Origin of the sequence: Corynebacterium hesseae (genome assembly GCF_037850265.1) — a bacterium.
Classification (GTDB): domain Bacteria; phylum Actinomycetota; class Actinomycetes; order Mycobacteriales; family Mycobacteriaceae; genus Corynebacterium; species Corynebacterium hesseae.
Genome location: NZ_CP137211.1, coordinates 1,492,937 through 1,518,446, shown reverse-complemented (window position 1 = coordinate 1,518,446; position 25,510 = coordinate 1,492,937). Strand labels below are relative to the sequence as shown.

Here is a 25,510-nt window from a genome sequence, read left to right as displayed (position 1 = left end):
ATAGAGAGAAAACAATGCTTATTTCCCAAGACTGGGTTACCCGCATCCTGGGCACCGCGAATTCCGGCTGGAGCGTACCTTCCGAAGAGTTGGACTCCGGCTTTGTCCGTGTTGGTTTTGAAACTGAGGGATTTGAGGCCCTCCCAGAGACGACCGGCCCGCTGGTTATTGGCCAGGTCGTCGAGATTGAAGAGCTCACGCAGTTCAAGAAGCCAATCCGTTATTGCCAGGTCAACGTTGGCCACGCAAATGGCACCGGCGAGCTGCAGGGCATCATCTGTGGCGCCCGCAATTTCCGTCTCAATGACTATGTCGTGGTCTCCCTCCCAGGTGCTGAGCTGCCCGGCGGCTTCAAGATTGCTGCCCGCGAGACCTATGACCACATCTCCAACGGCATGATGTGCTCCGCCGCTGAGCTCGGCTTCGGCGACAAGGCCAACGGCATTATCGTTCTAGGGGACGAGGTGGCGGACAAGGTTGGCGAGGACGCCCGCCCCATCATCGGTCTGGCTGATACCGTCTTCGACGTCAACATCACCCCGGATCGCGGCTACGCTCTCTCCGCGCGCGGTTTGACCCGCGAGGTGGCTTCGGCGTTTGACCTCACCTTCCCGGACGTGGCTCAGGACCCGAGCGCGGCAGGTGTGGATATCTCGGCTGTTCCTCAGGCACAGGGCGCGCTTATCGACGTTGACCTGCGCGAGGAAACCAAAGCCCAGCGCTTCGGTCTGCGCAAGGTCACCGGTATTGACCCCGCTGCCCGAACTCCATTTTGGATGGAGCGCGAGCTCATGTTGTCCGGCCAGCGCAGCGTCAACGTGGCCACCGACGTCACGAACTACGTCATGCTGTTGCTGGGTGCCCCGATGCACGCCTTCGATGCCAATGTGGTCAGCGGCAACCTCGTCGTGCGCAATGCCGCAGAAGGGGAGAAGTTCGAGACCCTAGATCACGTCAAGCGTGAGCTGTCGGCTGGTGACGTGGTCATCTGCGATGACAACGGCATTCAGTCCCTCGCCGGCGTCATGGGCGGTACGACCTCAGAGATTTCCGATGAGACCACGGATGTCTACTTCGAGTCTGCCATCTGGGATCCGATCACCGTGGCCCGGACCTCTCGCCGCCACAAGCTCTCCTCTGAGGCGTCCCGCCGCTTCGAGCGCGGCGTCGACCCGGACATTGTTGAGGTCGCCCTCGACGTCGCCTGCGCGCTGCTGCAGCAGATTGCTGGCGGCACCATCGAGGCTGGCAGGACGCTCGTGGGAGACGTCGCCAAGCGAGAGCCCATCACCCTGCGCACCGTCAAGCCCAGCGAATACGCCGGCGTGGAGTACTCCCGCGACACCATTATCCAGCGCCTGCGCGAGGTGGGCTGCGACGTCACCGACAACGGTGATGAGCTGCAAGTTACCCCGGCGACGTGGCGCACGGATATCTCCATGGACGTCGACCTCATTGAGGAAGTCCTGCGCCTAGAAGGGCTAGAGGACATTCCCACTGTGCTGCCGACCCCGGCAGGCGGTCGCGGTCTGACGCCGGCCCAGAAGCGCCGCCGCGCTATTGGCCACGCTTTGGCCTATGCCGGTTATGCCGAGGTCTTGCCGGCGCCGTTTATCCCGAACGACACCTTCGATACATGGGGCTTGGACAAGGAGGATCCGCGACGTCAGACGGTGGCCGTGCAGAATCCTCTCGAGTCCGACAAGGCCATTCTGTCCACGACGTTGCTCCCGAACCTTCTTGAGGCCATCGCGCGCAACGTGGCCCGTGGCCGAAGCGACCTTGCCCTTTTCGGTCTCCAGCAGGTGGCTTTCAAGCGCGCTGATGCGTCGCCGATGCCTTCGGTGGAGTCCCGCCCGGAGGAGTCCGTCGTGGCTGAGCTTTTGGAGTCCCTGCCTCTGCAGCCGCTGCACGTGGCTACGGTTGCTACCGGCAACATTGAGCACGAAGGTCCGTGGGGGACCGGCCGCGCGTATAGCTACGCAGATGCGATCGAGTCTGCGCGCCAGGTGGCTCGTTCCGCTGGTGTTGACGTTGCAGTTAAGGCAGCCGAACAGCTTCCGTGGCACCCGGGTCGCTGTGCCGCAATTGTCCTCGCCGATGATGAAGAGCAGGTCGTTGGCTATGCGGGTGAGCTGCACCCGCAGGTTCTTGAAGCTTTGGAGCTTCCTGCACGCACGTGTGCAATGGAGCTCGATGTTTCAGCACTGCCGTTGGAGGAGAAGTTCCCGGCACCTGTTCTGTCCTCCTTCCCGGCCCTGCACCAAGACATCGCGTTGGTCGTCGATGATGCCACCCCGGCTGAAGAGGTTCGTAAGGTCGTTGAGGAGGGCGCCGGTGAGCTGCTGGAGTCCGTGGAGCTTTTCGACGTCTTCCGCGGCGAGCAGCTTGGTGAGGACAAGAAATCCCTTGCCTTCCAGCTTCTTTTCCGCGCTGATGACCGCACACTGACTGATGACGAGGCGAACCAGCATCGTCTGGCCGCTGCGGAGCTGGCTCAGCAGCGTCTCGGCGCACAGATGCGGGCTTAGCCTATCGACATCTCTTAATCCATCAACCCGGTTCACCCCGCAGGTGGGCCGGGTTTCCCTTTGCGCAAGCGTGCGAAGGCGTGGGGAAAGATCCCCCAGCGCTGGTAGGTGTGTGGTTTAGCTCATAGCCTCAGAGGGGCAGCGTTTCCAACCCCGAAAGGATTGTCTACACCATGCGTCTGTTGTCCCGCCTTACCGCCACTGCCGCCGTTGTCGGTGCACTCACGATTGCCCCACATGCCTCCGCCGACCTATCACAAGGCTTCTCCAATGCCGACGGCACCGTCAACTGTGAAAGCGCGAATATCGAAGGAACCTACGTAGCATGTCTGTCCGAAGGCGCACGAGCTACCAGCCCGCAGTGCAACCCGCCGGGCCAACTGGCCCCGCGTTTTATTTACCATGCAGGCCGCTCTAAGGCTGATTGCTTCAACCAAGGGCTTACGACCACGAACTTCAAGCGCCTCCAGCCAGGCCAAGTTCACCAGTTCAATGAAGTCACCGCTATCGCTGATGCGCAGGGCGGCATCCACTTCGTCGGCCCACAGGGCTACCTAGGCTACGCAGGAAAGAAGGCCGTATCTGGTTCGGAGGGACTGGGGGACGTCTCCTCCCGCGTCATGTAGCCCAAATGCAGCCCTCGTTTCATAAAAAGGCCCGGAGTTAGCCGGCCCCGCGTCACCCCTATTTCCTCATCCACAGCTCGGATTCTCGCACTGTACCGCGAGAATCCGAGCTTTGCCGTTTATGGAATGAAGAAATACGGCGGCTGTTTTTCTTGAATAACATACGGCGTACTGCATTATTTGCTAGGGTGGCGGCATGAGTATTTCAGTAGCAATCGCCGGCGCCACAGGTTATGCAGGGAGCGAAATTCTACGCCTCTTGTTGTCGCACCCAGCGTACCTTTCAGGTGATCTGCGCATTGGCGCGCTCACGGGGCACTCCAATGCTGGCCAGCGAGTCTCCGAACTCATGCCGCATCTGCCGCAGTTGGCAGACCGTGTTATCGAGGACACCACCCCAGAAGTCCTCGCCGGCCATGACATCGTATTCCTCGGTTTGCCGCACGGGCATTCGGCGGAGATTGGCCGTCAGCTGGGGGAGTCCGTCACCGTCATCGATTGTGCCGCCGATTTCCGCCTCCGCAACAAAGAAGATTGGGATGCATTCTATGGCGGTGAGTATGCCGGCGCGTGGCCCTACGGGATCCCGGAAGTTCCCGGCAACCGCGAGAAGCTCAAGGGCAGCAACCGCGTGGCTGTTCCAGGGTGTTTTCCCACCACGATTACCCTGGGGGCCCTTCCTGCCGTGGCGCAAGGGCTAATTGAGCCAGACCTGTCCGTCATCGCGATTACCGGCGTATCCGGAGCCGGTAAGAAGGCCTCCGTGGCTCAGTTGGGCGCGGAGACAATGGGCAACCTCAAGGCCTACAAGCCGGGTGGCACCCACCGCCACACCCCGGAAGTCCTGCAGAACCTGCAACCCTTTACCCAGGAGCCGGTGTCCGTGAGTTTTACTCCGGTGCTTGCCCCTCTGCCGCGCGGCATTTTGGCCACGATTACGGCGCCGCTGAAGGGGGGCGTCGATAAGCGCAGCGTTGCCCAGGCTTTCCGTGAGTTCTACGCCGACGAGCCATTTTGCCTTGTGCTTCCGGAAGGTCAGCAACCGCAAACCCAGAACGTGGTGGGCAGCAACATGGTTCATATTCAGGCACACGTGGATGAGCGCGCTAACCGTCTTGTCATCACTGCGGCTTTAGACAACCTATGCAAGGGCACCGCCGGCGCAGCCGTTCAGTGTATGAACCTCACCTTGGGCTGGGAGGAAACTCTGGGCCTGCCGCAGGCAGCCGTCGCCCCCTAGATAACCCAATACTCGCCCGCGCGTTCCTCGCGCTACGCAATCCCGCTGGAACTGTAGTTCCGCTTAGACAAGGAGAAGACAGAAATGATTACCGCACCCGCCGGCTTCCTCGCTGGCGCCACGACGGCTGGGATTAAGCCCTCCGGAAAGCCGGATATGGCCCTCGTGGTCAATCAAGGTCCCAACTTTGATGCAGCCGCAGTGTTTACCCGTAACCGCGTGGTGGCTGCTCCCGTGAAGCTTTCCCGTGCAGCGGTAGCGGACGGTGTCATCCAAGCAGTCATTTATAACTCAGGCAACGCGAATGCCTGCAACGGCGTGCAAGGGGACAAGGATGCGGCGGCGATGGTAGCCGCTGTCTCCGAGCACACGGATATCCCCGCAGCCAACATCGCGGCGTGCTCGACGGGTCTTATCGGAGAGCTGCTTCCCATGGAGAAGGCATTGGCCGGTATCGAAGCGGTTGCCGGGGATCTCGGTTCTGATGAATCGCACGGTCAGGCCGCCGCGGAGGCAATCATGACCACCGATACCGTGGTCAAAGAATCGCTCTTTAAGGCCGAGGGTTGGAGCATGGGCGCCATGGGCAAGGGTGTGGGCATGATGGCTCCCTCTCTGGCCACCATGTTGGTATGCGTGACGACGGATGCCGTGGCCTCCCCACAAGCCTTGCGTTCGGCCCTGCAGATTGCTAGTGATCAGACCTTCAACACGCTTGACGTTGACGGCTCGACCTCCACCAATGACACGGTCATCATCCTGGCTTCTGGCGCTTCCGGTGTAGAGCCTAGCCAGGAAGAGCTGGATACTGCTGTTCTGGCGGTGTGTTCCGATATCGCGGATCAGCTCCAGGCAGATGCCGAGGGGGTGACCAAGCGCGTGAAGATCACGGTCGAAGGAACCTCCACCGATGAACAGGCGCTGAACGCCGCGCGCACCTTGGGGCGCGACAACCTTTTCAAGTGTGCGATGTTCGGCTCGGATCCCAACTGGGGTCGCGTGCTCGCCGCAGTGGGCATGGCGGATGCTGATATGGATCCGGAGAACATCTCGGTGTTCTTCAATGACCAGGCTGTGTGCGTTGGCTCCACCGGCGCGCCCGGCGCGCGTGATGTTGACCTTTCCGGGGCTGACATTGACGTACGCGTTGACCTAGGTACTGGTGGAAGCGGTACCGCTTTCGTGCGCACCACCGACTTGTCCCACGACTACGTGGAGATCAACTCCGCGTACAGCTCCTAAGAGAAGCAGGGAGGAAAGATGATTCAGGGACTCAGCAATGTAGACCGCGCCACTGTGCTCGCGGAAGCCTTGCCGTGGCTGCAGCACTACCGCGACAAGATCGTCGTCGTGAAGTACGGCGGCAACGCGATGGTGGATGACTCGCTCAAGGCCGCCTTCGCCGCTGACATGGTTTTCCTGCGCACCGTGGGCGCTAAGCCCGTGGTGGTGCACGGCGGGGGCCCGCAGATCAATGAGATGCTGGGCAAGCTGGGCATTGAAGGAGAATTCAAGGGCGGTTTCCGCGTGACCACCCCGGAAATCATGGACGTGGTCCGCATGGTTCTTTTCGGCCAGGTGGGTCGCGGTCTGGTGAATCTCATCAACTCCCACGGTCCCTACGCCGTGGGAACCTCCGGTGAGGACGCGGGTCTGTTTAAAGCCCGCAAGCGGCTTGTCGACGTCGACGGCGAGCCCACCGATATCGGCATGGTGGGAGACATCGTCAGCGTCGATCCCTCCGCCGTCATGGACATCATCGAGGCTGGGCGCATTCCGGTGGTCTCGACCATCGCTCCCGGAAATGACGGCGAGGTCTACAACATCAACGCGGATATCGCCGCCGGTGCATTGGCACGAGCACTGGGTGCTGAGCGCCTTGTCATCCTCACCAATGTGGAGGGCCTGTACACCGACTGGCCCAATCGCGATTCACTGGTGTCGAAAATTGAGGTCGACAAACTCAAAGCCCTGCTCCCAGGCCTGGATTCGGGCATGATTCCGAAGATGGAGTCCTGCCTTATGGCTGTCGAGGGAGATGTGAGCGCCGCCCACGTCATCGACGGGCGTATCGCCCACGCCGTGCTATTGGAGCTGCTTACTACGGGCGGCATCGGCACGATGGTGCTGCCCAATGATTACAACCGTGAGGACTACCCAGAAGGAACAGTCTTCAGGAAGGACGATAAGAAATGACCGCGCAGACCACATTGACGCAACGCTGGGGGCAAGTGCTCAGCAACACCTACGGCACCCCACCCGTGGCCATCGTGTCCGGCAAGGGCGCCACGGTGACCGATGAAGACGGTAAAGAATACATCGATATGCTCGCCGGCATTGCGGTGAACTCGCTGGGCTATGCCCACCCGGCCATCGTCGAGGCGGTCAGCGCCCAGGTGGCGACCGTTGGCCATGTCTCCAACCTCTTTGCCAGCAAACCCGTCGTCGAGGCTGCCGGCAAACTTCTGGAGAAAGTGGGGGATAGCGAGGCCCGTGTCTTTTTCTCAAACTCCGGGGCGGAAGCCAATGAGGCTGCCTTTAAGCTGGCACGCTTGACCGGCCGCTGCCGCATCCTCGCCGCGCACCACGGTTTCCATGGCAGGACGATGGGCTCTCTCGCCATGACCGGGCAACCTGCCAAGCGCAAGGCTTTCGAACCTTTCCCGGGTGGGGTGGAGTTCTATACCTACGGTGACATTGACTACTTGACCACCTTGGTGGAACAGAACCCGGAGGATACCGCCGCCATCATCTTGGAGCCCATTCAGGGGGAGACGGGGGTGATACCCGCGCCCGATGGATTCCTGCGCGCCGTGCGGGAGCTCTGTACCAAGCACGGCATCCTCATGATTGTCGATGAGGTGCAAACTGGTGTGGGCCGCACCGGCGATTTCTTCGCGTTCCAACATGAGGGCGTTCTTCCAGACGTCATCACCATGGCTAAAGGCCTGGGCGCGGGTATGCCGATCGGCGCCACCATTGCCCGTGGACAGGCTAAGGATCTCTTCACCCCGGGTTCCCACGGCACGACGTTTGGCGGAAATCCCGTCTCCTGTGCGGCGGCCGCAACGGTGCTGGAGCTTGTCGACGCCCCCTTCCTCGCCGACGTCGCCCGAAAGGGGGAGTGGCTGCGCAGTGAGGTGGCCAAAATCCCGGCGGTGCAGTCTGTGCGGGGCCGAGGGCTTATGCTAGGTGTTGTATTAAATAAATCGGTGGCTAAGGACGTTGTGGCTGCAGGCTTGGACCACGGTCTCATCCTCAATGCCCCAAGCAGCGAGGTCTTGCGCTTGACCCCGCCGTTGGTGATCACCGATGAGGAACTCACGCAAGCAATCGATCGCCTGCATAAGGTACTGGAGGAAATAGGATGAGCGTGCGCCATTTCTTGGCAGATGACGACCTCACACCGGAGGAACAAGCAGAGGTCTTGGACCTTGCCTTGAAGCTGAAGAAGGACCCCTTCTCCGAGCGTCCGCTGGAAGGCCCGAAGTCGGTCGCGGTTCTTTTCGACAAGACGTCGACGCGCACGCGATTCTCCTTCGAGGCGGGAATTGCTCACCTGGGCGGGCACGCCATCGTCACGGAGACAAAGTCCACGCAGATGGGCAAAGGCGAGACGTACCAGGACACCGCTGCTGTTCTCTCCCGGTTTGTCGAGGCAATTGTCTGGCGCACCTACGCACACCAAAACCTGCTAGAGATGGCTGAAATCGCGACGGTACCCATCGTCAACGCTCTGTCCGATGACCTGCACCCGTGCCAGATCCTGGCGGATTTGGTGACCTGCCGCGAGAATTTTGGCGAGCTGACCGGCCTTAAGGCCGTCTACCTCGGCGATGGCAATAACAACATGGCCAACTCCTACATGCTGGGTTTTGCAACCGCGGGCATGGAGATGACGATTGTTGCGCCGGAAGGTTTCCAGCCGCAGCCGGAGTTTGTGGAACGCGCACGCAAGCGTGGCACGGTGACCGTGACCGATTCCCTCGACGGCGTCGACGGCGCCGATGTTGTCATCACCGATACGTGGGTGTCGATGGGCCAGGAAGATGATGGCAAGGACCGCCGGACCCCGTTCCTGCCCTACCAGGTCACCTCGGAAGTCATGGCACGCGCCAAGGAAGGGGCGATCTTCCTGCACTGCTTGCCTGCTTACCGCGGCAATGAAGTAACTGCAGAGGTCATTGACGGACCACAATCCCGCGTTTTCGACGAGGCGGAGAACCGCCTCCACGCACAGAAGGCGCTACTCGTGTGGCTTCTTGCAGCTCAGGAGGAGAAGTAGACGAATGACGACGACCCCAACTACGCGCAATGCCCGCCAGGCCAAGATTCTGGAGATACTCGACCGCACTCGGGTCACGAGCCAAGTTCAGCTCTCTGAGCTTTTGCTTGATGAGGGAATTGACATCACGCAAGCTACGTTGTCGCGTGATCTCGACGAGCTGGGCGCTAAAAAGGTAAAACGCGATGGTGGCCGTTCCTTCTACGTTGTGGGCGGCGAGCTGGAGCAGTTCGAAGACCAACTCAACGGTCCGCGTGAAAAGCTACGCCGCATGCTCGATGAGCTCGTGGTGTCGCATGACTACTCCGGCAATATTGCGATGTTGCGCACCCCCGCGGGTGCCGCGCAGTATTTGGCATCTTTCATCGACCGCGTGGGCTTGCCGGATGTCGTCGGTTGCATCGCGGGCGATGACACCATCTTCGTCCTCGCTCGTGAGGGATTAGGGGGCCGGGAGCTGGCGGAGAAGCTCACCAACCGCAGCATTTAACATTTATACGCAAGTCTGTATAATATAAATCAGTTCGATTTTTAGCACCTGTTTGTCTTAAAGGAGCAAATACTATGACTGCACGCGTTGTGCTTGCCTACTCTGGCGGTCTGGATACATCTGTCGCCATTCCCTACCTGGCCAAGATGACCGGTGGCGAGGTTATCGCCGTGTCCCTTGACCTGGGCCAGGGCGGCGAGGATATGGACTCCGTGCGTCAGCGCGCTCTCGACTGCGGTGCTGTCGAGTCCATCGTTGTCGACGCAAAGGATGAGTTCGCAGAAGAGTACTGCTTGCCCACCATCAAGGCGAACGGCATGTACATGAAGCAGTACCCGCTGGTGTCTGCTATCTCGCGCCCGCTCATCGTCAAGCACCTCGTAGAGGCCGCTCAGGCCCACGGTGGTACCCATGTTTCGCACGGCTGCACCGGCAAGGGTAACGACCAGGTGCGTTTCGAGGTTTCCTTCCGCGCGCTGGATCCCACCCTGGAAATCATTGCTCCCGCGCGTGACTATGCCTGGACTCGCGACAAGGCCATCGCCTTTGCCGAGGAAATCAACCTTCCCATCGAGCAGTCCGCTGCCTCCCCGTTCTCCATTGACCAGAATGTCTGGGGCCGTGCGGTCGAGACCGGCTTCCTGGAAGATCTGTGGAACCCGCCGACAAAGGACCTCTACGCTTATACCGAGCAGCCGGACTTGGGCAATGCCCCGGACGAGGTGACCATCACCTTTGATAAGGGTGTTCCCACCGCTATCGATGGCAAGCCGGTGACCGTCCTTCAGGCTATCGAGGAGCTCAACCGCCGCGCCGGTGCGCAGGGTATTGGCCGTCTCGATATGGTGGAGGACCGCCTGGTGGGCATCAAGTCCCGCGAGGTCTACGAGGCCCCTGGCGCCATGGTTCTCATCAAGGCCCACGAGGCATTGGAAGATGTCACCGTGGAACGCGAGCTGGCCCGCTACAAGCGCCTCACGGACGCCCGCTGGTCCGAGGAGGTCTACGACGGCCTCTGGTTCTCTCCGCTGAAGCGCTCGTTGGATGCCTTCACCGAGTCCACCCAGGAGAACGTCACCGGCGATATCCGCATGGTTCTGCATGCTGGTACCGCCACCGTAAATGGCCGCCGTTCGGGTCAGTCCCTGTACTCCTTCGACCTGGCCACTTATGACACCGGCGATACGTTCGACCAGACCGCTGCCAAGGGCTTTGTCCAGCTGCACGGCCTGTCGACGCAAATCTCTAACCAGCGTGACCGCGACGGCGGTTTCCCCACGGGCAAGTAGAACAACTAAGCCAAGGTAAGGAATCGATGCACAAGACCAATGAAGGTGCGCTGTGGGGCGGCCGCTTTTCGGGCGGCCCCTCCGAGGCGATGTTTGCCCTGTCCGTATCTACCCACTTCGACTGGGTGCTGGCGCCCTATGACGTGCTAGCCTCCAAGGCTCATGCCAAGGTACTGCACAAGGCGGGCCTGCTTTCCGACGCCGACTTGGACACCATGCTCTCTGGGCTCAGTGAGCTGGGGGAGAAGGTTGCCTCCGGCGAGTTTGGGCCGCTGCCGACCGACGAGGACGTGCACGGGGCCATGGAACGCGGGCTTATCGACATCGTTGGCCCCGAGGTAGGCGGGCGCTTGCGTGCCGGCCGCTCCCGTAACGACCAGGTAGCCACCCTGTTCCGGATGTGGATTCGTGACGCCATTCGCGATATCGCACTCCAGGTCACTGACTTGGTGGAGGCCTTGGCTGGTCAAGCCGAAGCTCACCCGGATGCGATCATGCCGGGTAAGACCCACTCCCAGGCAGCGCAGCCGGTCTTGTTGGCACACGAACTGCTCGCTCACGCGCAGCCGTTGCTGCGTGATATTGAGCGCCTTCAGGATCTGGATAAGCGCCTAGCTGTGTCACCTTATGGCTCGGGTGCGCTCGCCGGCTCTTCGCTGCACTTGGACCCAGAAGCCATTGCTGAGGAGCTCGGCTTTGATTCCTCCGCAGAGAACTCTCTGGATGGCACGGCAGCGCGTGACTTTGCTTCTGAAACGGCCTTCGTCCTTACTCAGATTGCCGTCGATATGTCCCGTCTTTCCGAGGAGATCATCTACTGGTGTACTCCAGAGTATGGCTACGTCACTCTGGACGATGCCTGGTCTACTGGCTCTTCGATCATGCCGCAAAAGAAGAATCCGGACGTTCCGGAGCTGACCCGTGGCAAGACAGGTCGTCTCATCGGCAACCTCACAGGATTGCTCTCCACGTTGAAGGCGCAGCCTCTGGCTTACAACCGTGACCTACAGGAAGATAAGGAACCCATCGTGGATTCGGTGGCACAGCTCAACCTGCTGCTACCGGCTATGACCGGCCTTATTGAGACCCTGACCTTCCACGAAGATCGCATGCGTGAGCTCGCCCCCCGCGGCTTCACTTTGGCTACTGATTTGGCCGAGTGGATGGTGCGCCAGGGCGTTCCATTCCGCGAAGCGCACGAGGCTTCCGGTGCTTGCGTGCAAATCGCGGAAGCTCGGGGTGTTGACCTGGTGGACCTCACGGATGAGGAGCTGGCGGGCGTCGATAAGCGCCTGCTCCCCGAAGTCCGTGAAGTTCTCACCATCGATGGGGCAGTGGCCTCACGTTCTACCAAGGGCGGCACCGCCGGTGTGCGCGTGGTGGAGCAGCGCGAAAAGGTTCGTGAGTGCGCTGCTGCTGCGCGGAAGTGGGCAGAAACTCCACTGCGCTAGTCTCAACGAGCTCTGTCACCGCATGGTCTCTTTCGACCATGCGGTTCTTTTTGCGCGCGGGGGTAGGGGAGGCCGCTCGTTTTGGCTGCGTGTGTATATGCTGTGGAGCACTGTAGGGGGTGGATAGTGATGGGGGTCTCATTAGGTTGCTATAACGTTTCATTAGGGAATGTGAAGCAAAGACACGTTCTTAACGCGGAAAGGACTATCTCCCTGATGACTGAACTACTTCGGCCACCGAATACGGAGTCGCACGAAAAAGAGAAAGCGGTCTATGCCTCGGAAGATCACGGACTGCAGAAGGGGATGAGTAACCGTCAGCTTCAGATGATCGCCATCGGCTCAGCTATCGGCACCGGGCTCTTGCTCGGCACCGGTGGCCGGTTGCAAACGGCGGGGCCCTTCCTCGCTGTTTTGTATTTGGTGTGCGGATTCTTTGGCTATATCATCCTGCGCTCGCTCGGCGAACTCATCGTGTACCGCCCAAGTTCTGGCTCTTTCGTTTCTTATGCCCGTGAGTTCTACGGCGAGAAGACCGCTTTTGTCACCGGCTGGCTCTACTGGGGAAACTGGGCTGCCACCTTGGTCGCAGATGGCACGGCCGTGGCCATCTATATCAAATGGTTTGGGCAGTACACCTCGTGGTTGGACGCCGTCCCGCAGTGGGTGCTAGCCCTTGGCGTTGTGTGCAGCATCCTCTTGTTCAACATGCTCTCGGTAAAGATCTTTGGCGAGCTGGAGTATTGGTTCTCCATGATCAAGATCATTGCCCTCCTGGTCTTCATGGTGGTGGCCGTTGGGGTGGTCATTCTGGACCACCCCAACGGTGGCCCCACCGGATTTAGTCTTATCGCTGATGCCGGTGGTTGGCTTCCTAATGGCCTGTTGCCTGCAGTAATTGTCATCCAGGGCGTTGTCTTTGCCTATGCAGGCATCGAGTTGGTAGGTACCACGTCGGGTGAGACAAAGGACGTCGAAAAGCATATTCCGCGTGCGGTGAATAGTGTTCTATTCCGTATCGTGGTCTTTTATTTCGGCAGCGTGCTGCTGCTGACCCTGGTATTGCCCTATACCACCTACGTCACAGAAGTATCGCCATTCGTGACCTTTTTTGAGTCACTTGGCGCAGGCTATGCTGCGCCTATCTTCCAGCTGGTGGTAATCACCGCTGCGATTTCCTCATTGAATGCCGGTCTGTATTCGACGGGCCGCATCATGTACAACATGTCTACTGCTGGCTCCGGGCCCAAATTCGGTGCTCGCATGTCCAAATCTGGCGTTCCTTATGGAGGCATCGTGATGGCCGCCTTCGTCGGTCTCGCTGGTGTGTTTCTTAACTATGTGGTGCCCGAGATGGCATTCGAAATCGTGTTGAACTTGGCCGCGCTGGGCACGTTGGCGTCGTGGGCCGCCGTGGCCATGTCGCACATCAAATTTGTGCACCTGGCAAAGAAGGGGCGCTATACCCGTCCAAATTATCGCTCGCCCTTCGGCCAAGCAGGTGATTGGTCTGTGCTTGCCTTCATCGCGGTGGTCATTATCCTTATGGCTTTTGACTACCCAATCGGAACCTTCGCTCTGGCCTCTACGCTGCTTCTCATTCCGGTGTTCGCTGCCATGTGGTTTGCCTGGCGTGAGCGTATCTACACCATCGCGGCGGAGAGGAAGGCCAAGCACCTTCCCACCTCACGCTTCCCAGCCGCGCCGCAGACGGACCTTCACCCGAAGAATTAACACAAGGATCAAGATCGGAGATTGCAATGAACCATGCTGTCAAATTCGTAGATGTAGAGAATATGGCGCGCTGGATACAGCGTGAGGGAGTAGAAAACATCATTATCGGAATGGTGGACTACCTTGAGGCGGACTACCGCGAATGGGAGCGATTCGACAAAATCGCACGCGTGGCTTCTCACACCCCGTTCGGCGTCATCGAACTCATGCCTACCTCCAATGGCAAGGAGTACTCCTTCAAGTACGTCAACGGTCATCCTTCGAACCCCGCACGTGGCTTTCAGACGGTAACTGCTTTTGGCGTGCTTGCTGACGTCGACAACGGTTACCCCACGTTCGAGGCCGAAATGACTTTGCTTACGGCACTGCGCACGGCGGCCACCTCCGCCATGGTGGCAAAGCACCTAGCCAGAAAAGACTCCAAGCGTATGGCCATGGTGGGGGCTGGCTCGCAGTCAGAGTTCCAGGCCCTTGCATTCCGCGGTGTAATGGGGATCGATGACATCGCTATTTATGACATTGACCTGAAGGCAGTAGAAAAGTTCCAGCGAAACTTGGAGCCATTGGGATTCAACATCACAGCCTGCTCGAGTGTTGATGAAGCCGTACAGGGCGCCGACATCATCACCACCTGCACGGCAGATAAGGCCCAGAACCAAATCTTGGCCGAGCATCACGTCGCGCCTGGCGTGCACCTCAATGCGGTCGGTGGTGACTGCCCGGGCAAGACCGAACTCGAGAGCTCTATCTTGGACAAGTCCAAGGTCTTTGTTGAGTTCCCAGAACAGACGCGCATCGAGGGCGAGATTCAGCAGAAGCCGGCAGACTTTCCAGTGGTCGAGTTCTACCAGGTACTTACTGGGCAGGCGACGGGCCGCGAAAGCGATGACCAGATCACGCTTTTCGACGATGTCGGATTCGCCATCAATGACTTTTCTGCCCTTCGCTACCTTCGTGATTCTGTAAGGGGTACTGATTTAGAGTCAGAGATCGATATCATTGCCAACCCGGAGGACCCTAAGGACCTCTTCTCTTTGGTCGCGAACGTCCCCTCGCTTCTTTAGCCCAATGGTCGGGACAGAGTCGCCGCCCTTTTCTCTGTCCCGCTGTGGCCGCATTGATCTCTGCAGTTCTTATTAAGGCAACCGCTTTCGGATAGCAGCAGCGGGGGACTGCATCGGGGGTGCGCGATCGGTAAGTCGAGCACCATGGCGGAGTGCCTTTTATGATTTAGGTCATGAGTAGCGCACAGCCGGGTGGACGAAAGAAGTCAGTTATCGCAGCCCTCGCCTTCCTGGTTGTCGCTATCGTCTCTGTGGTCGTGGGGCGTGGCTGGATTTCGATGCCCAGCTTTAGCTTTCCCAGTTCGCCCTCCTCGCATCGCGACCTCCTCCACGTGAAGGGTGCCATCAGTCCGGAAGATGAGGAGTTTTTTAAAGCCGCGGAGCAGCAACAAGTATTTGCAGAGGTTGGCATCTCGGTGACGTATGACGTTTTCTCGCCCCAGGACTTGGTAGAGATTGCTAGCAGGCCCGACCCTGACTATGACTTCGTCATGCCCGTCGTGGATGGCGCGGCACGTGTTGCTGAGACGAAGGATAAATCCACGACCATCACTGGGGCCGACCCCGGCTCGGTGGTTGCATTCTCTACGCCACTCATCGCACTGGTCTATACGGATTTGGTGGGTGATATGGAATCTCAAGGCTTGGTGGTTGACAACGGCGGTAACAAGTCCCTCGATCTTGCAAAACTGAACGAGATGTCAAAGGAAGGCACACGCTGGCGCGATATTAGCCCGTCTTTTGGATCTCCTCGCGTTGTCGATGTTGCGGTTCCCAGCCTCCGCGAATCCAATGCAGCGTTGCAGTATGCTGCCCTGATTCGTTCCGTCGGGGAAAGAGCAGGCGGTGATGATGCCATGCAGCGACTACTCGTCGGTCAAGGACACGGAGAGGCTAGCACGCAGGGAATTTTTGATACCTACCTGCGTCTTGGGAAGGGCGAGATGCCCATGGTGTTGGCCACCGAAGCCGAGTACGTAGCCGAACTTTTAAAGCAATCAGATTCTGAGGGCAGTACGAAGCTCAAGGACTACACTCCTTTAGCTCTCGTCCCAGGGGCAATGCTGACCTCCACCGTCGTCCCGCAAACGGAGGAAGGTGATGCTTTCGCCGCCGCCGTGAGTGACCGTTCAATTCAAGGTGTTGCCGCGATGCAGGGATACCGCACGGAGCCGACCAGCATCTTCGACAAGCTGGTCGCCGACGTGGAGTACAGCCCTCTCCCTCTGCCAACTCAACAACGTCCCACGTCTTGGCAAGACATTGAAGCCATTCAGCAAGAGCTGGGATTAATCACGGGAAACGAACTCCCGGAAAGGATGATGTGAATGTTGCGATCCCTGAAGGCATTCGTCGCCGTGTCGTGCATGATGACTCTTGCTGCTTGTTCCGCTGTCAGTGGAAACAGTTGGCTCGACGACTCAACCTCAAGCGAGCAAGAGCAAGACGGTGACCTGAAGATTGTCGCCGCAACGGAGCTTGCACCGCTGGAGCCGGTCCTGGAACAGGCCTCCGAGGAGCTCGGCTTTGATATCACCATGACCACGGAGTCAGGCACGTTGGAGAACTCCCGTTCGCTGCAACAAGGAACCTTTGATCGTCACTATGACGCCACGTGGTTCGCCACCAACCGCTACGCCCGCATCATTGGTGCCGATAGCAAGTTGGGAAAGGAATTCAGCGTCGCGCGCTCACCTGTGGCGTTGGGCGTGCATAAGGATATCGCACGCAAGCACGGATGGGACACCACGCAGCCGACCTGGCAGGAGATTTCAGATTCAGGTATCACCTTTGGGATGACCGACCCATCAACGTCGAACTCGGGTTTCTCCGCCTTGTCTGCGGCCACCACCGCTTTCGCGGACACTGGCCGAGCGCTAACGGAGGAGGATATCTACAAGGCTTCGGACAAGGTCCAAGACCTGTTTGGTAATCAGACGCTCACCTCTGGCTCCTCGGGATGGTTGGCGGATCGCTTCCGCGAGCATCCGGAGCAAGCGGACGCGATTATTAACTACGAATCCGTGCTCTATCAGCTCCAGGACGAAGGCGCAGACCTACAAGTGGTCATTCCTTCCGATGGTGTCATTTCCGCGGATTATCCACTCACGGCCCTTCATAGCTCCCCAGACGATGACGCAGAAGCTAAGGTGCAGGCGTTGGCTGACTGGTTGCGTGATTCTCCCCAGCTGCTGAAGAGCTACCACCTGCGCGTGGACAATTCCGATCTGCCCGGCACCATGTTCGAGCTTCCTTATCCAGCTAACGAGAAGACTGCACAGGCGCTGGAGGCCGCATTCGCCCACGAGCTGCGCAAACCGGGCAACACGTCTCTTGTGCTGGATACCTCGGGTTCTATGCAAGGTGAGCGTATCGAGCTTCTCAAGAGCAGCTTGCGCCCGCTTATCGACGGCTCTGCGGACGGCAATACCGCGGAACAAGGCCAGGTTGCCTTCCGTAACCGCGAGCAAATCAAGCTCATGCCGTACTCGTCCGAACCTCAGCCAGTGACCCGCGCGGTGATGGATACCGAAAACATGGGCTCGGTCAAAGAACTGGCGGATCGAGTAGAGGACCTGCAGGCCGACGGAGAAACCGCCACGTTCGATTCAGTGCTTAAAGCCTTTGATGAGCTGAGCACTGGCGACGGCGATATTGGCACCGTGGTGCTCATGACCGACGGTGAGGTCACTCGCGGCCGAACCTTTGCTCAGTTTAAGGAGGCGTATGAACAGCTCCCACCGGACAAGAAGGATATCCCGGTGTTCGTCATCTTGTACGGTGAAGCCAATGTTCAAGAGATGGAGGAGCTAGCCCAACTCACCGGCGGTAAAACCTTCAACGCCATCGACGGTGATCTGGCCGGGGCCTTCGAAGAAATTCGCGCTTATCAGTAAAACACCATTCTCCATTGTCAAGGAAGGCAGGCATCCATGGACTACGTAACCCCTCGCAAGGTAATTGCCGCAGTTGTAGTGACGGTGCTCGTCGCTGCCTTGCACTTCCTCACTGGCGGCGGCCTGGGATTCCTTTGGCCTATCGTGGCGGCCAGCTGCGGCGCGGCAGCCGGATTCCTCATCCCGCCGGAGAATCGACACAGGGAACTGCCTGCACCACCGGTGTCTGAGGCGGGACGGCTGACCACAAGCCTGAACAGCACTCGCTGCAGCCTGCACCACCGAGACATTCCGGCGCCCGTAGATCGCGCGTGGACGGAGTTCGACGCCTCGGCAACGTGGGTGCTCAACAACTGGGACAGGCTCGATGATGCCCCAAGTCAGCAGTCCCTTGTCCGCGACATGATTGAGGAGCACTCGAGCAGTTTGGTGAAGTCCTATTTGGAGGTAACGGAACTCAACGAGCCCGCAGCGGTCAAAGAGGTGACTGAGGCGCTGGGGATACTCAATCGAGAGATGACGGAGATTCGTGACGCCATTGCCCAGAACTCGGTCCGTGGCCTGCAGGATCACTCCATGGCGCTGAAGCTGCAATTTGGTGGGACCACTCCTTCTGCAGATTCCAAGGAGGTGTAGGGTTGGCGGGTATGAGTCTTGATCCGAAGCTGCTCGACATTTTGGTGTGTCCGCAGGACAAAGGCCCGCTGAACTACCTGGAAGAAGAACAGGTACTGGTCAATGACCGGCTAGGGGTGGCCTATCCCATTGAAAACGGTATTCCTGTCATGCTGGCCGATCACGCAACACCGTGGCCGCCAACTGACGACGATGCCTAAGACGCATCCCGCGAATTTAGTGGTCTTTGCGAACACTTATCCCGTCCAGCCGGAATCGAAGTAAAAGGAGCCTCCATGAACATCATTGATGAGCTGCAGTGGCGCGGCCTCATTAACCAGTCCACAGATCTCGACGCCCTCCGCGCGGCTTGCGAGGAACCCATCACTCTATATTGCGGTTTCGACCCCACGGGTGACTCCTTGCACGCGGGCCACTTGGTGCCGATGATTATGCTGCGCCGTTTTCAAAAGGCCGGGCATCACCCAATCGCCCTCGCTGGTGGCGCTACGGGGCAAATCGGCGACCCGCGGGATGTGGGGGAGCGCTCCATGCTTTCGCAGGAGACCATCAACGAGAATATGGTGGCTATCAAGAAGCAGCTGCGCCAGTTCATTGACTTCGAGGGTGAGAACGCGGCGACCATGGTCAATAACGCGGACTGGACTTCTCAGATGTCTGTCATTGACTTCCTGCGCGACGTGGGAAAGAACTTTTCTTTGAATACGATGCTGGACCGTGACACGGTCAAGCGTCGCTTGGAGTCCGACGGAATTTCGTACACTGAGTTCTCCTACATGCTGCTCCAGTCCAACGACTACGTGCACCTGCACAACGAGCTGAATTGTGTCCTGCAGATCGGCGGTGGCGACCAGTGGGGTAACATCGTATCTGGCGTGGATCTCAACCGACGTGTCAACGGTGCGAAGGTTCACGGCCTTACCGTTCCGTTGGTTACGGACGCCCAGGGCCAGAAGCTCGGTAAATCCACCGGTGGCGGAAAGCTGTGGTTGGATCCGGAGAAAACGTCCCCGTACGCGTGGTACCAGTACTTCCTAAACGCTGGCGACTCTGTGGTCATCGATTACCTGCGTTGGTTCACCTTCCTTGATCAGGAAGAGATTGCTTCCTACGAACAGAAGGTCGCGGACGAGCCATTCCGTCGTGAAGCGCAGCGCCGGTTGGCCCAGGAGATGACCACATTGGTGCACGGTGAAGAGGCTACGAAGGCTGTGGAGCTAGCAGCGCAGGCACTGTTCGGCAAAGCTGAGCTCACTGATTTGGACGAAAATACCCTGGCTGGTGCCTTGTCTGAGACCACTGTGGCAGAGATTTCCGCAGGGGAGCCGCGAACCATTGTTGATTTGTTGGTTGCCGCTGGCTTGGCCGATTCGAAGGGCGCTGCCCGACGCACCATCAAGGAAGGTGGCGCGTACGTCAACAACAAGCGCATTGAGTCTGATGAGTGGGAGCCGGACGCTACGGATCTGCTTCACGGTTCGTGGCTTGTTCTGCGACGAGGAAAGAAGAACTTCGCCGGTGCCAAGCTCAGCTAACAACCGGTCTTCTTAGTCGGAGCAGACTATGCCTATCCCGCCGCCTTGTGCGGCGGGATTCGTCGTTTTCTGTACATGCGATTCACAACCGGGATAAGAACTGCTCGAAAAAGCATGAATACCTGGGGATTTGTTGTTTGTTTGGGGTGTGCGTATATTTATCGAAGTCGCCGCGAGACGCTGGTGACACGGAGATTAACTCCCAGTTGACAAGGTTTAAACTTGTTTACTAGAGTGTGAACTCCAGCCGCTCAAGACGGTGAATGATAAACATTCATTGCGCTGAGTGTGCGGATGATGTTTGAGAACTCAATAGTGTGCCAATGTACTTTTTGTGTTGGTTGATTTTATTCATTGTGGCTGTGATACGCCGTATGCGTATCACGGTTGGTGTATGCCGGATGGCGCTTTTCCTTTAGCGGCGTCATTGTAAATAACATAAGTTGTTTGGGCGTAAATGATTTAAAATCTTCTGACTTAGGCCAGCTCCCTGTTTATCCCCGTCGGGTTGGGGGTTGGTTGGATTTTTTCTTTATGTAATTTTTGGATAGCCAGTTCAGGTGGCACTGCTTTTTGTGGTGTTGTTTGTTGTGGTTTGTCTTTTTGACTAGGTTTGGGCTTTTCACGGCCTTTTTTGTGGAGAGTTTGATCCTGGCTCAGGACGAACGCTGGCGGCGTGCTTAACACATGCAAGTCGAACGGAAAGGCCCCTGCTTGCAGGGGTACTCGAGTGGCGAACGGGTGAGTAACACGTGGGTGATCTGCCTTGCACTCTGGGATAAGCTTGGGAAACTGGGTCTAATACCGGATATGAACTGCCTTTAGTGTGGTGGTTGGAAAGTTTTTTCGGTGCAAGATGAGCTCGCGGCCTATCAGCTTGTTGGTGGGGTAATGGCCTACCAAGGCGTCGACGGGTAGCCGGCCTGAGAGGGTGTACGGCCACATTGGGACTGAGATACGGCCCAGACTCCTACGGGAGGCAGCAGTGGGGAATATTGCACAATGGGCGGAAGCCTGATGCAGCGACGCCGCGTGGGGGATGACGGCCTTCGGGTTGTAAACTCCTTTCGACAGGGACGAAGCTTTTTGTGACGGTACCTGTATAAGAAGCACCGGCTAACTACGTGCCAGCAGCCGCGGTAATACGTAGGGTGCGAGCGTTGTCCGGAATTACTGGGCGTAAAGAGCTCGTAGGTGGTTTGTCGCGTCGTCTGTGAAATTCCGGGGCTTAACTTCGGGCGTGCAGGCGATACGGGCATAACTTGAGTGCTGTAGGGGAGACTGGAATTCCTGGTGTAGCGGTGAAATGCGCAGATATCAGGAGGAACACCGATGGCGAAGGCAGGTCTCTGGGCAGTTACTGACGCTGAGGAGCGAAAGCATGGGTAGCAAACAGGATTAGATACCCTGGTAGTCCATGCCGTAAACGGTGGGCGCTAGGTGTAGGGGGCTTCCACGTCTTCTGTGCCGTAGCTAACGCATTAAGCGCCCCGCCTGGGGAGTACGGCCGCAAGGCTAAAACTCAAAGGAATTGACGGGGGCCCGCACAAGCGGCGGAGCATGTGGATTAATTCGATGCAACGCGAAGAACCTTACCTGGGCTTGACATACACCAGATTGCTGCAGAGATGTAGTGTCCCTTGTGGTTGGTGTACAGGTGGTGCATGGTTGTCGTCAGCTCGTGTCGTGAGATGTTGGGTTAAGTCCCGCAACGAGCGCAACCCTTGTCTTATGTTGCCAGCATTTGGTTGGGGACTCATGAGAGACTGCCGGGGTTAACTCGGAGGAAGGTGGGGATGACGTCAAATCATCATGCCCCTTATGTCCAGGGCTTCACACATGCTACAATGGTCGGTACAACGCGCAGCGACACTGTGAGGTGGAGCGAATCGCTGAAAGCCGGTCTTAGTTCGGATTGGGGTCTGCAACTCGACCCCATGAAGTCGGAGTCGCTAGTAATCGCAGATCAGCAACGCTGCGGTGAATACGTTCCCGGGCCTTGTACACACCGCCCGTCACGTCATGAAAGTTGGTAACACCCGAAGCCAGTGGCCTAAACTTGTTAGGGAGCTGTCGAAGGTGGGATCGGCGATTGGGACGAAGTCGTAACAAGGTACCCGTACCGGAAGGTGCGGGTGGATCACCTCCTTTCTAAGGAGCATTTATTTTGAGCACCAGTTGGTGCTGTATAGCGTGTGAGTGTTTATTCTTACTCGCTTGGTGGTTTATGTAGACGATTGTTTTACTGCCACTGATTGATAATCGGGTGGAGATACATCTTAACCAGAATGATGATTCAACTAACGCGTTGAAAAGTGCTTGGTGCATTGTTGGGTGTCTGGGGCATTGTTCCCTGGTTGTAACCCATGTAAGTTTCAATAACTACTTTTTTGGTGTGGTTGTTGTCTTGTGTGGGGTGTTGTGTGAGAACTGTATAGTGGACGCGAGCATTCAACCATGTGCTTTCCATCTTCTTTGTGTTGGTGGTGGGTCATGGTTTGTGTGATTTCTTTGTTCTTTTGTGTTTTGTGTGTTCACACCAGCATGATGACTGTTGCTTTTGTGGTGGTTGTTGTGTTGGTTGTGTGTTCGTTATTTAGGGCGCATGGTGGATGCCTTGGCATGCTGGGCCGATGAAGGACGTGTAAGGCTGCGTTAAGCCTCGGGGAGTTGTCAATAGAGCGTTGATCCGAGGATGTCCGAATGGGGAAACCTGGCACCTGTTATGGGGTGTTACCCTTCAGTGAATTCATAGCTGTTGTGGGGGTTTACGCGGGGAAGTGAAACATCTCAGTACCCGTAGGAGAAGAAAATAAAATATGATTCTGCTAGTAGTGGCGAACGAACGTGGATGAGGCTAAACCGTGTGCATGTGATACTTGGTAGAGGTTGTGTGTGCGGTGTTGTGGGCCCCAATGTGAATCAGCTACCACTGGTTTGCTTGTGTGTTGTTGTTAGGTGAAGTGGTGTGGAAACGCCGACCGTAGAGGGTGATAGTCCCGTAGTTGAAGGCTTCAATGCATGGGTTGTTGGGTTGCCCGAGTAGCAGCGGGCTCGTGGAATCTGCTGTGAATCTGCCGGGACCACCCGGTAAGCCTAAATACTCAGTGTGACCGATAGTGTATGAGTACCGTGAGGGAATGGTGAAAAGTACCCCGGGAGGGGAGTGAAATAGTTCCTGAAACCATGTGCTTACAATCCGTCAGAGCACCTGTATGTGTGTGATGGCGTGCCTTTTGAAGAATGAGCCTGCGAGTCAGCGGCATGTCGCGAGGTTAACCCGTGTGGGGTAGCCGTAGGGAAACCGAATCCTCATGGGGTGTTTAGTGGCATGTCCTGGACCCGAAGCGGGGTGATCTACCCATGGCCAGTGTGAAGCAGTAGTAAGATGCTGTGGAGGCGCGAACCCACGTAGGTTGAAAACTGCGGGGATGAGCTGTGGGTAGGGGTGAAAGGCCAATCAAACTCCGTGATAGCTGGTTCTCCCCGAAATGCATTTAGGTGCAGCGTCGCATTAGCTTGGTGGAGGTAGAGCTACTGGTTGGTTGAGCGGGACTACAATCTTAGCAATGTCAGCCAAACTCCGAATGCCACTAATTGTGTTGTGCGGCAGTGAGACTGTGGGGGATAAGCTTCATAGTCGAGAGGGAAACAGCCCAGATCGCCGGTTAAGGCCCCTAAGGGTGTGCTAAGTGGAAAAGGATGTGGGATCGCGAAGACAGCCAGGAGGTTGGCTTAGAAGCAGCCATCCTTGAAAGAGTGCGTAATAGCTCACTGGTCGAGTGGTCCTGCGCCGACAATGTAGTGGGGCTCAAGCACACCGCCGAAGCCGCGGCAATACTTTGTATTGGGTAGGGGAGCGTCGTGCATGTGTTGAAGCGTTACCGTAAGGCGGCGTGGAGTGTGTGCGAGTGAGAATGCAGGCATGAGTAACGAATTGGAAGGTGAGAATCCTTCCCGCCGGATGACTAAGGGTTCCTGGGTCAAGTTCGTCTTCCCAGGGTGAGTCGGGACCTAAGGCGAGGCCGACAGGCGTAGTCGATGGATAACCAGTTGATATTCTGGTACCCGTATATCCGCGCCCATGATAAAGCACTGATACTAACCACCGCGGATACGATCGTCGTGTTCTTTGAACACGGTGGTTGTTGATGTCGTGGGGCCTGATGTGTGGTTCAAGTGATGGGGTGACACAGTGTAGTAGCCATGCCGCTTAGTGGATTGTTGGTGTAAGCGTGTGAGGTGGTGTGTAGGCAAATCCGCACACCGTTTAACCTGAGGCGTGATGCGTAGCCCAAATGTGGGTGAAGTTGGTGATCTAGTACTGTCGAGAAAAGCCTCTAGCGATGTGGATGTATGGCCCGTACCCTAAACCGACACAGGTGGTCAGGTTGAAAATACTAAGGCGTTCGGGTGAACTGTGGTTAAGGAACTCGGCAAAATGCCCCCGTAACTTCGGGAGAAGGGGGACCACACGACTTTGACACTTCTTGCAAGTGTTGTGGGTTGTGGGGTCGCAGAGAATAGAGGGAAGCGACTGTTTATCAAAAACACAGGTCCATGCGAAGACGTTAAGTTGATGTATATGGACTGACGCCTGCCCGGTGCTGGAAGGTTAAGAGGACCGGTTAGTAGTCTTTGACTGCGAAGCTGAGAATTTAAGCCCCAGTAAACGGCGGTGGTAACTATAACCATCCTAAGGTAGCGAAATTCCTTGTCGGGTAAGTTCCGACCTGCACGAATGGCGTAACGACTTCTCTGCTGTCTCAACCACAGGCCCGGTGAAATTGCACTACGAGTAAAGATGCTCGTTACGCGCGGCAGGACGAAAAGACCCCGGGACCTTCACTATAGCTTGGTATTGGTGTTCGGTTCGGTTTGTGTAGGATAGGTGGGAGACTATGAGACGTGTGCGCCAGCACGCGTGGAGTCGTTGTTGAAATACCACTCTGATCGGATTGGATACCTTAACCTTGGCCCATGATCTGGGTTGGGGACAGTGCCTGGTGGGTAGTTTAACTGGGGCGGTTGCCTCCCAAAATGTAACGGAGGCGCCCAAAGGTTCCCTCAGCCTGGTTGGCAATCAGGTAGCGAGTGTAAGTGCACAAGGGAGCTTGACTGTGAGACAGACATGTCGAACAGGGACGAAAGTCGGGACTAGTGATCCGGCACCTACTTGTGGATGTGGTGTCGCTCAACGGATAAAAGGTACCCCGGGGATAACAGGCTGATCTTCCCCAAGAGTCCATATCGACGGGATGGTTTGGCACCTCGATGTCGGCTCGTCGCATCCTGGGGCTGGAGTAGGTCCCAAGGGTTGGGCTGTTCGCCCATTAAAGCGGCACGCGAGCTGGGTTCAGAACGTCGTGAGACAGTTCGGTCTCTATCCGCCGCGCGCGTTGAAACTTGAAGAAGGCTGTCCCTAGTACGAGAGGACCGGGACGGACGTACCTCTAGTGTGCCAGTTGTTCCGCCAGGAGCATCGCTGGTTGGCTACGTACGGAAGGGATAACCGCTGAAAGCATCTAAGCGGGAAGCCTGTTTTAAGATGAGGTTTCATTTGAGGTCCCCCAAAGACGATGGGGTTGATAGGCCAGACCTGGACGCACCGCAAGGTGTGAAGGCTACTGGTACTAATAGACCAAAACAAACACACACACCCATTCTTTAGGGTGTGTCAACAACAAACACAACAGTTAATCAATCACACTGCCGTGTTCGCGTCCACTACA

17 protein-coding genes and 2 rRNA genes are annotated in these 25,510 nt (G+C 57.5%); all 19 read left to right on the top strand.

All coding sequences use genetic code 11. From position 1 onward, the window contains the following. Positions 1–14: 14 nt before the first annotated feature. The 19 genes from pheT to R3O64_RS06965 all read left to right on the top strand — a co-directional run bounded on the left by pheT (position 15) and on the right by R3O64_RS06965 (position 25,434). Positions 15–2,531 carry a phenylalanine--tRNA ligase subunit beta gene (pheT, locus tag R3O64_RS07055; protein ID WP_154762336.1) on the top strand — a complete coding sequence of 839 codons (2,517 nt, stop codon included), beginning with the start codon at positions 15–17 and terminating at the stop codon, positions 2,529–2,531. Positions 2,532–2,704: 173 nt separating this feature from the next. Continuing rightward, complete coding sequence (locus tag R3O64_RS07050; RefSeq protein ID WP_070529922.1) at positions 2,705–3,157, top strand: hypothetical protein; 453 nt, start codon at positions 2,705–2,707, stop codon at positions 3,155–3,157. Positions 3,158–3,353: 196 nt separating this feature from the next. Then, the gene (gene argC / locus R3O64_RS07045) at positions 3,354–4,397 is read left to right on the top strand and encodes an N-acetyl-gamma-glutamyl-phosphate reductase (protein WP_070529924.1); all 1,044 of its coding nucleotides are present in this window, start codon (positions 3,354–3,356) and stop codon (positions 4,395–4,397) included. Positions 4,398–4,481: 84 nt separating this feature from the next. Beyond that, entirely contained in the window at positions 4,482–5,639 is a 1,158-nt protein-coding gene (gene argJ, locus R3O64_RS07040; RefSeq protein WP_070529926.1) for a bifunctional glutamate N-acetyltransferase/amino-acid acetyltransferase ArgJ, read from the top strand. Positions 5,640–5,657: 18 nt separating this feature from the next. Next, entirely contained in the window at positions 5,658–6,593 is a 936-nt protein-coding gene (gene argB / locus R3O64_RS07035) for an acetylglutamate kinase (RefSeq protein WP_070529928.1), read from the top strand. Further along, positions 6,590–7,768, top strand: a complete 1,179-nt coding sequence (locus R3O64_RS07030; RefSeq protein WP_339016354.1) for an acetylornithine transaminase — start codon at positions 6,590–6,592, stop codon at positions 7,766–7,768. Before argB ends, R3O64_RS07030 begins: the two co-directional genes overlap by 4 nt. After that, a complete protein-coding gene (gene argF, locus R3O64_RS07025; protein WP_339016352.1) occupies positions 7,765–8,682 on the top strand; it encodes an ornithine carbamoyltransferase in 918 nt (305 codons plus the stop codon). Before R3O64_RS07030 ends, argF begins: the two co-directional genes overlap by 4 nt. A 4-nt stretch (positions 8,683–8,686) precedes the next feature. Further along, positions 8,687–9,172 (top strand): arginine repressor, encoded by a 486-nt coding sequence (locus R3O64_RS07020; protein ID WP_070529935.1) that lies wholly within the window; start codon positions 8,687–8,689, stop codon positions 9,170–9,172. Between the two features lie 74 nt (positions 9,173–9,246). Then, positions 9,247–10,461 carry an argininosuccinate synthase gene (locus R3O64_RS07015; protein ID WP_070529937.1) on the top strand — a complete coding sequence of 405 codons (1,215 nt, stop codon included), beginning with the start codon at positions 9,247–9,249 and terminating at the stop codon, positions 10,459–10,461. Between the two features lie 26 nt (positions 10,462–10,487). After that, the gene (gene argH / locus R3O64_RS07010) at positions 10,488–11,912 is read left to right on the top strand and encodes an argininosuccinate lyase (RefSeq protein ID WP_070529939.1); all 1,425 of its coding nucleotides are present in this window, start codon (positions 10,488–10,490) and stop codon (positions 11,910–11,912) included. A 216-nt stretch (positions 11,913–12,128) separates the two neighbouring features. Beyond that, positions 12,129–13,646: an amino acid permease gene (locus R3O64_RS07005; RefSeq protein ID WP_339016346.1), complete on the top strand. Its 1,518-nt coding sequence runs from the start codon at positions 12,129–12,131 to the stop codon at positions 13,644–13,646. Between the two features lie 26 nt (positions 13,647–13,672). Then, on the top strand, positions 13,673–14,710 hold the full coding sequence (locus tag R3O64_RS07000) for an ornithine cyclodeaminase (RefSeq protein ID WP_339016344.1): 1,038 nt from the start codon (positions 13,673–13,675) through the stop codon (positions 14,708–14,710). 173 nt (positions 14,711–14,883) lie between these two features. Further along, positions 14,884–16,038: a hypothetical protein gene (locus R3O64_RS06995; RefSeq protein WP_144675035.1), complete on the top strand. Its 1,155-nt coding sequence runs from the start codon at positions 14,884–14,886 to the stop codon at positions 16,036–16,038. Further along, positions 16,039–17,607, top strand: a complete 1,569-nt coding sequence (locus R3O64_RS06990; protein WP_070529947.1) for a vWA domain-containing protein — start codon at positions 16,039–16,041, stop codon at positions 17,605–17,607. It abuts the gene before it with no gap. A gap of 36 nt (positions 17,608–17,643) precedes the next feature. Continuing rightward, the gene (locus R3O64_RS06985) at positions 17,644–18,243 is read left to right on the top strand and encodes a hypothetical protein (RefSeq protein WP_144014970.1); all 600 of its coding nucleotides are present in this window, start codon (positions 17,644–17,646) and stop codon (positions 18,241–18,243) included. 11 nt (positions 18,244–18,254) lie between these two features. Beyond that, positions 18,255–18,443 (top strand): Trm112 family protein, encoded by a 189-nt coding sequence (locus tag R3O64_RS06980; RefSeq protein ID WP_070523125.1) that lies wholly within the window; start codon positions 18,255–18,257, stop codon positions 18,441–18,443. Positions 18,444–18,518: 75 nt separating this feature from the next. Then, positions 18,519–19,778: a tyrosine--tRNA ligase gene (gene tyrS / locus R3O64_RS06975; protein WP_339016326.1), complete on the top strand. Its 1,260-nt coding sequence runs from the start codon at positions 18,519–18,521 to the stop codon at positions 19,776–19,778. A gap of 633 nt (positions 19,779–20,411) precedes the next feature. Beyond that, positions 20,412–21,929, top strand: a 16S ribosomal RNA gene (locus R3O64_RS06970). 434 nt (positions 21,930–22,363) lie between these two features. Beyond that, positions 22,364–25,434 (top strand): 23S ribosomal RNA (locus R3O64_RS06965). The 16S and 23S rRNA genes sit together here, the layout of an rRNA operon. The last annotated feature ends 76 nt before the right edge of the window (positions 25,435–25,510 follow it).

Coding starts and splice junctions, on each gene's coding strand:
- pheT (WP_154762336.1), top strand. CDS start 15: ATGCTTATTTCCCAAGACTGGGTTACCCGCATCCTGGGCACCGCGAAT.
- R3O64_RS07050 (WP_070529922.1), top strand. CDS start 2,705: ATGCGTCTGTTGTCCCGCCTTACCGCCACTGCCGCCGTTGTCGGTGCA.
- argC (WP_070529924.1), top strand. CDS start 3,354: ATGAGTATTTCAGTAGCAATCGCCGGCGCCACAGGTTATGCAGGGAGC.
- argJ (WP_070529926.1), top strand. CDS start 4,482: ATGATTACCGCACCCGCCGGCTTCCTCGCTGGCGCCACGACGGCTGGG.
- argB (WP_070529928.1), top strand. CDS start 5,658: ATGATTCAGGGACTCAGCAATGTAGACCGCGCCACTGTGCTCGCGGAA.
- R3O64_RS07030 (WP_339016354.1), top strand. CDS start 6,590: ATGACCGCGCAGACCACATTGACGCAACGCTGGGGGCAAGTGCTCAGC.
- argF (WP_339016352.1), top strand. CDS start 7,765: ATGAGCGTGCGCCATTTCTTGGCAGATGACGACCTCACACCGGAGGAA.
- R3O64_RS07020 (WP_070529935.1), top strand. CDS start 8,687: ATGACGACGACCCCAACTACGCGCAATGCCCGCCAGGCCAAGATTCTG.
- R3O64_RS07015 (WP_070529937.1), top strand. CDS start 9,247: ATGACTGCACGCGTTGTGCTTGCCTACTCTGGCGGTCTGGATACATCT.
- argH (WP_070529939.1), top strand. CDS start 10,488: ATGCACAAGACCAATGAAGGTGCGCTGTGGGGCGGCCGCTTTTCGGGC.
- R3O64_RS07005 (WP_339016346.1), top strand. CDS start 12,129: ATGACTGAACTACTTCGGCCACCGAATACGGAGTCGCACGAAAAAGAG.
- R3O64_RS07000 (WP_339016344.1), top strand. CDS start 13,673: ATGAACCATGCTGTCAAATTCGTAGATGTAGAGAATATGGCGCGCTGG.
- R3O64_RS06995 (WP_144675035.1), top strand. CDS start 14,884: ATGAGTAGCGCACAGCCGGGTGGACGAAAGAAGTCAGTTATCGCAGCC.
- R3O64_RS06990 (WP_070529947.1), top strand. CDS start 16,039: ATGTTGCGATCCCTGAAGGCATTCGTCGCCGTGTCGTGCATGATGACT.
- R3O64_RS06985 (WP_144014970.1), top strand. CDS start 17,644: ATGGACTACGTAACCCCTCGCAAGGTAATTGCCGCAGTTGTAGTGACG.
- R3O64_RS06980 (WP_070523125.1), top strand. CDS start 18,255: ATGAGTCTTGATCCGAAGCTGCTCGACATTTTGGTGTGTCCGCAGGAC.
- tyrS (WP_339016326.1), top strand. CDS start 18,519: ATGAACATCATTGATGAGCTGCAGTGGCGCGGCCTCATTAACCAGTCC.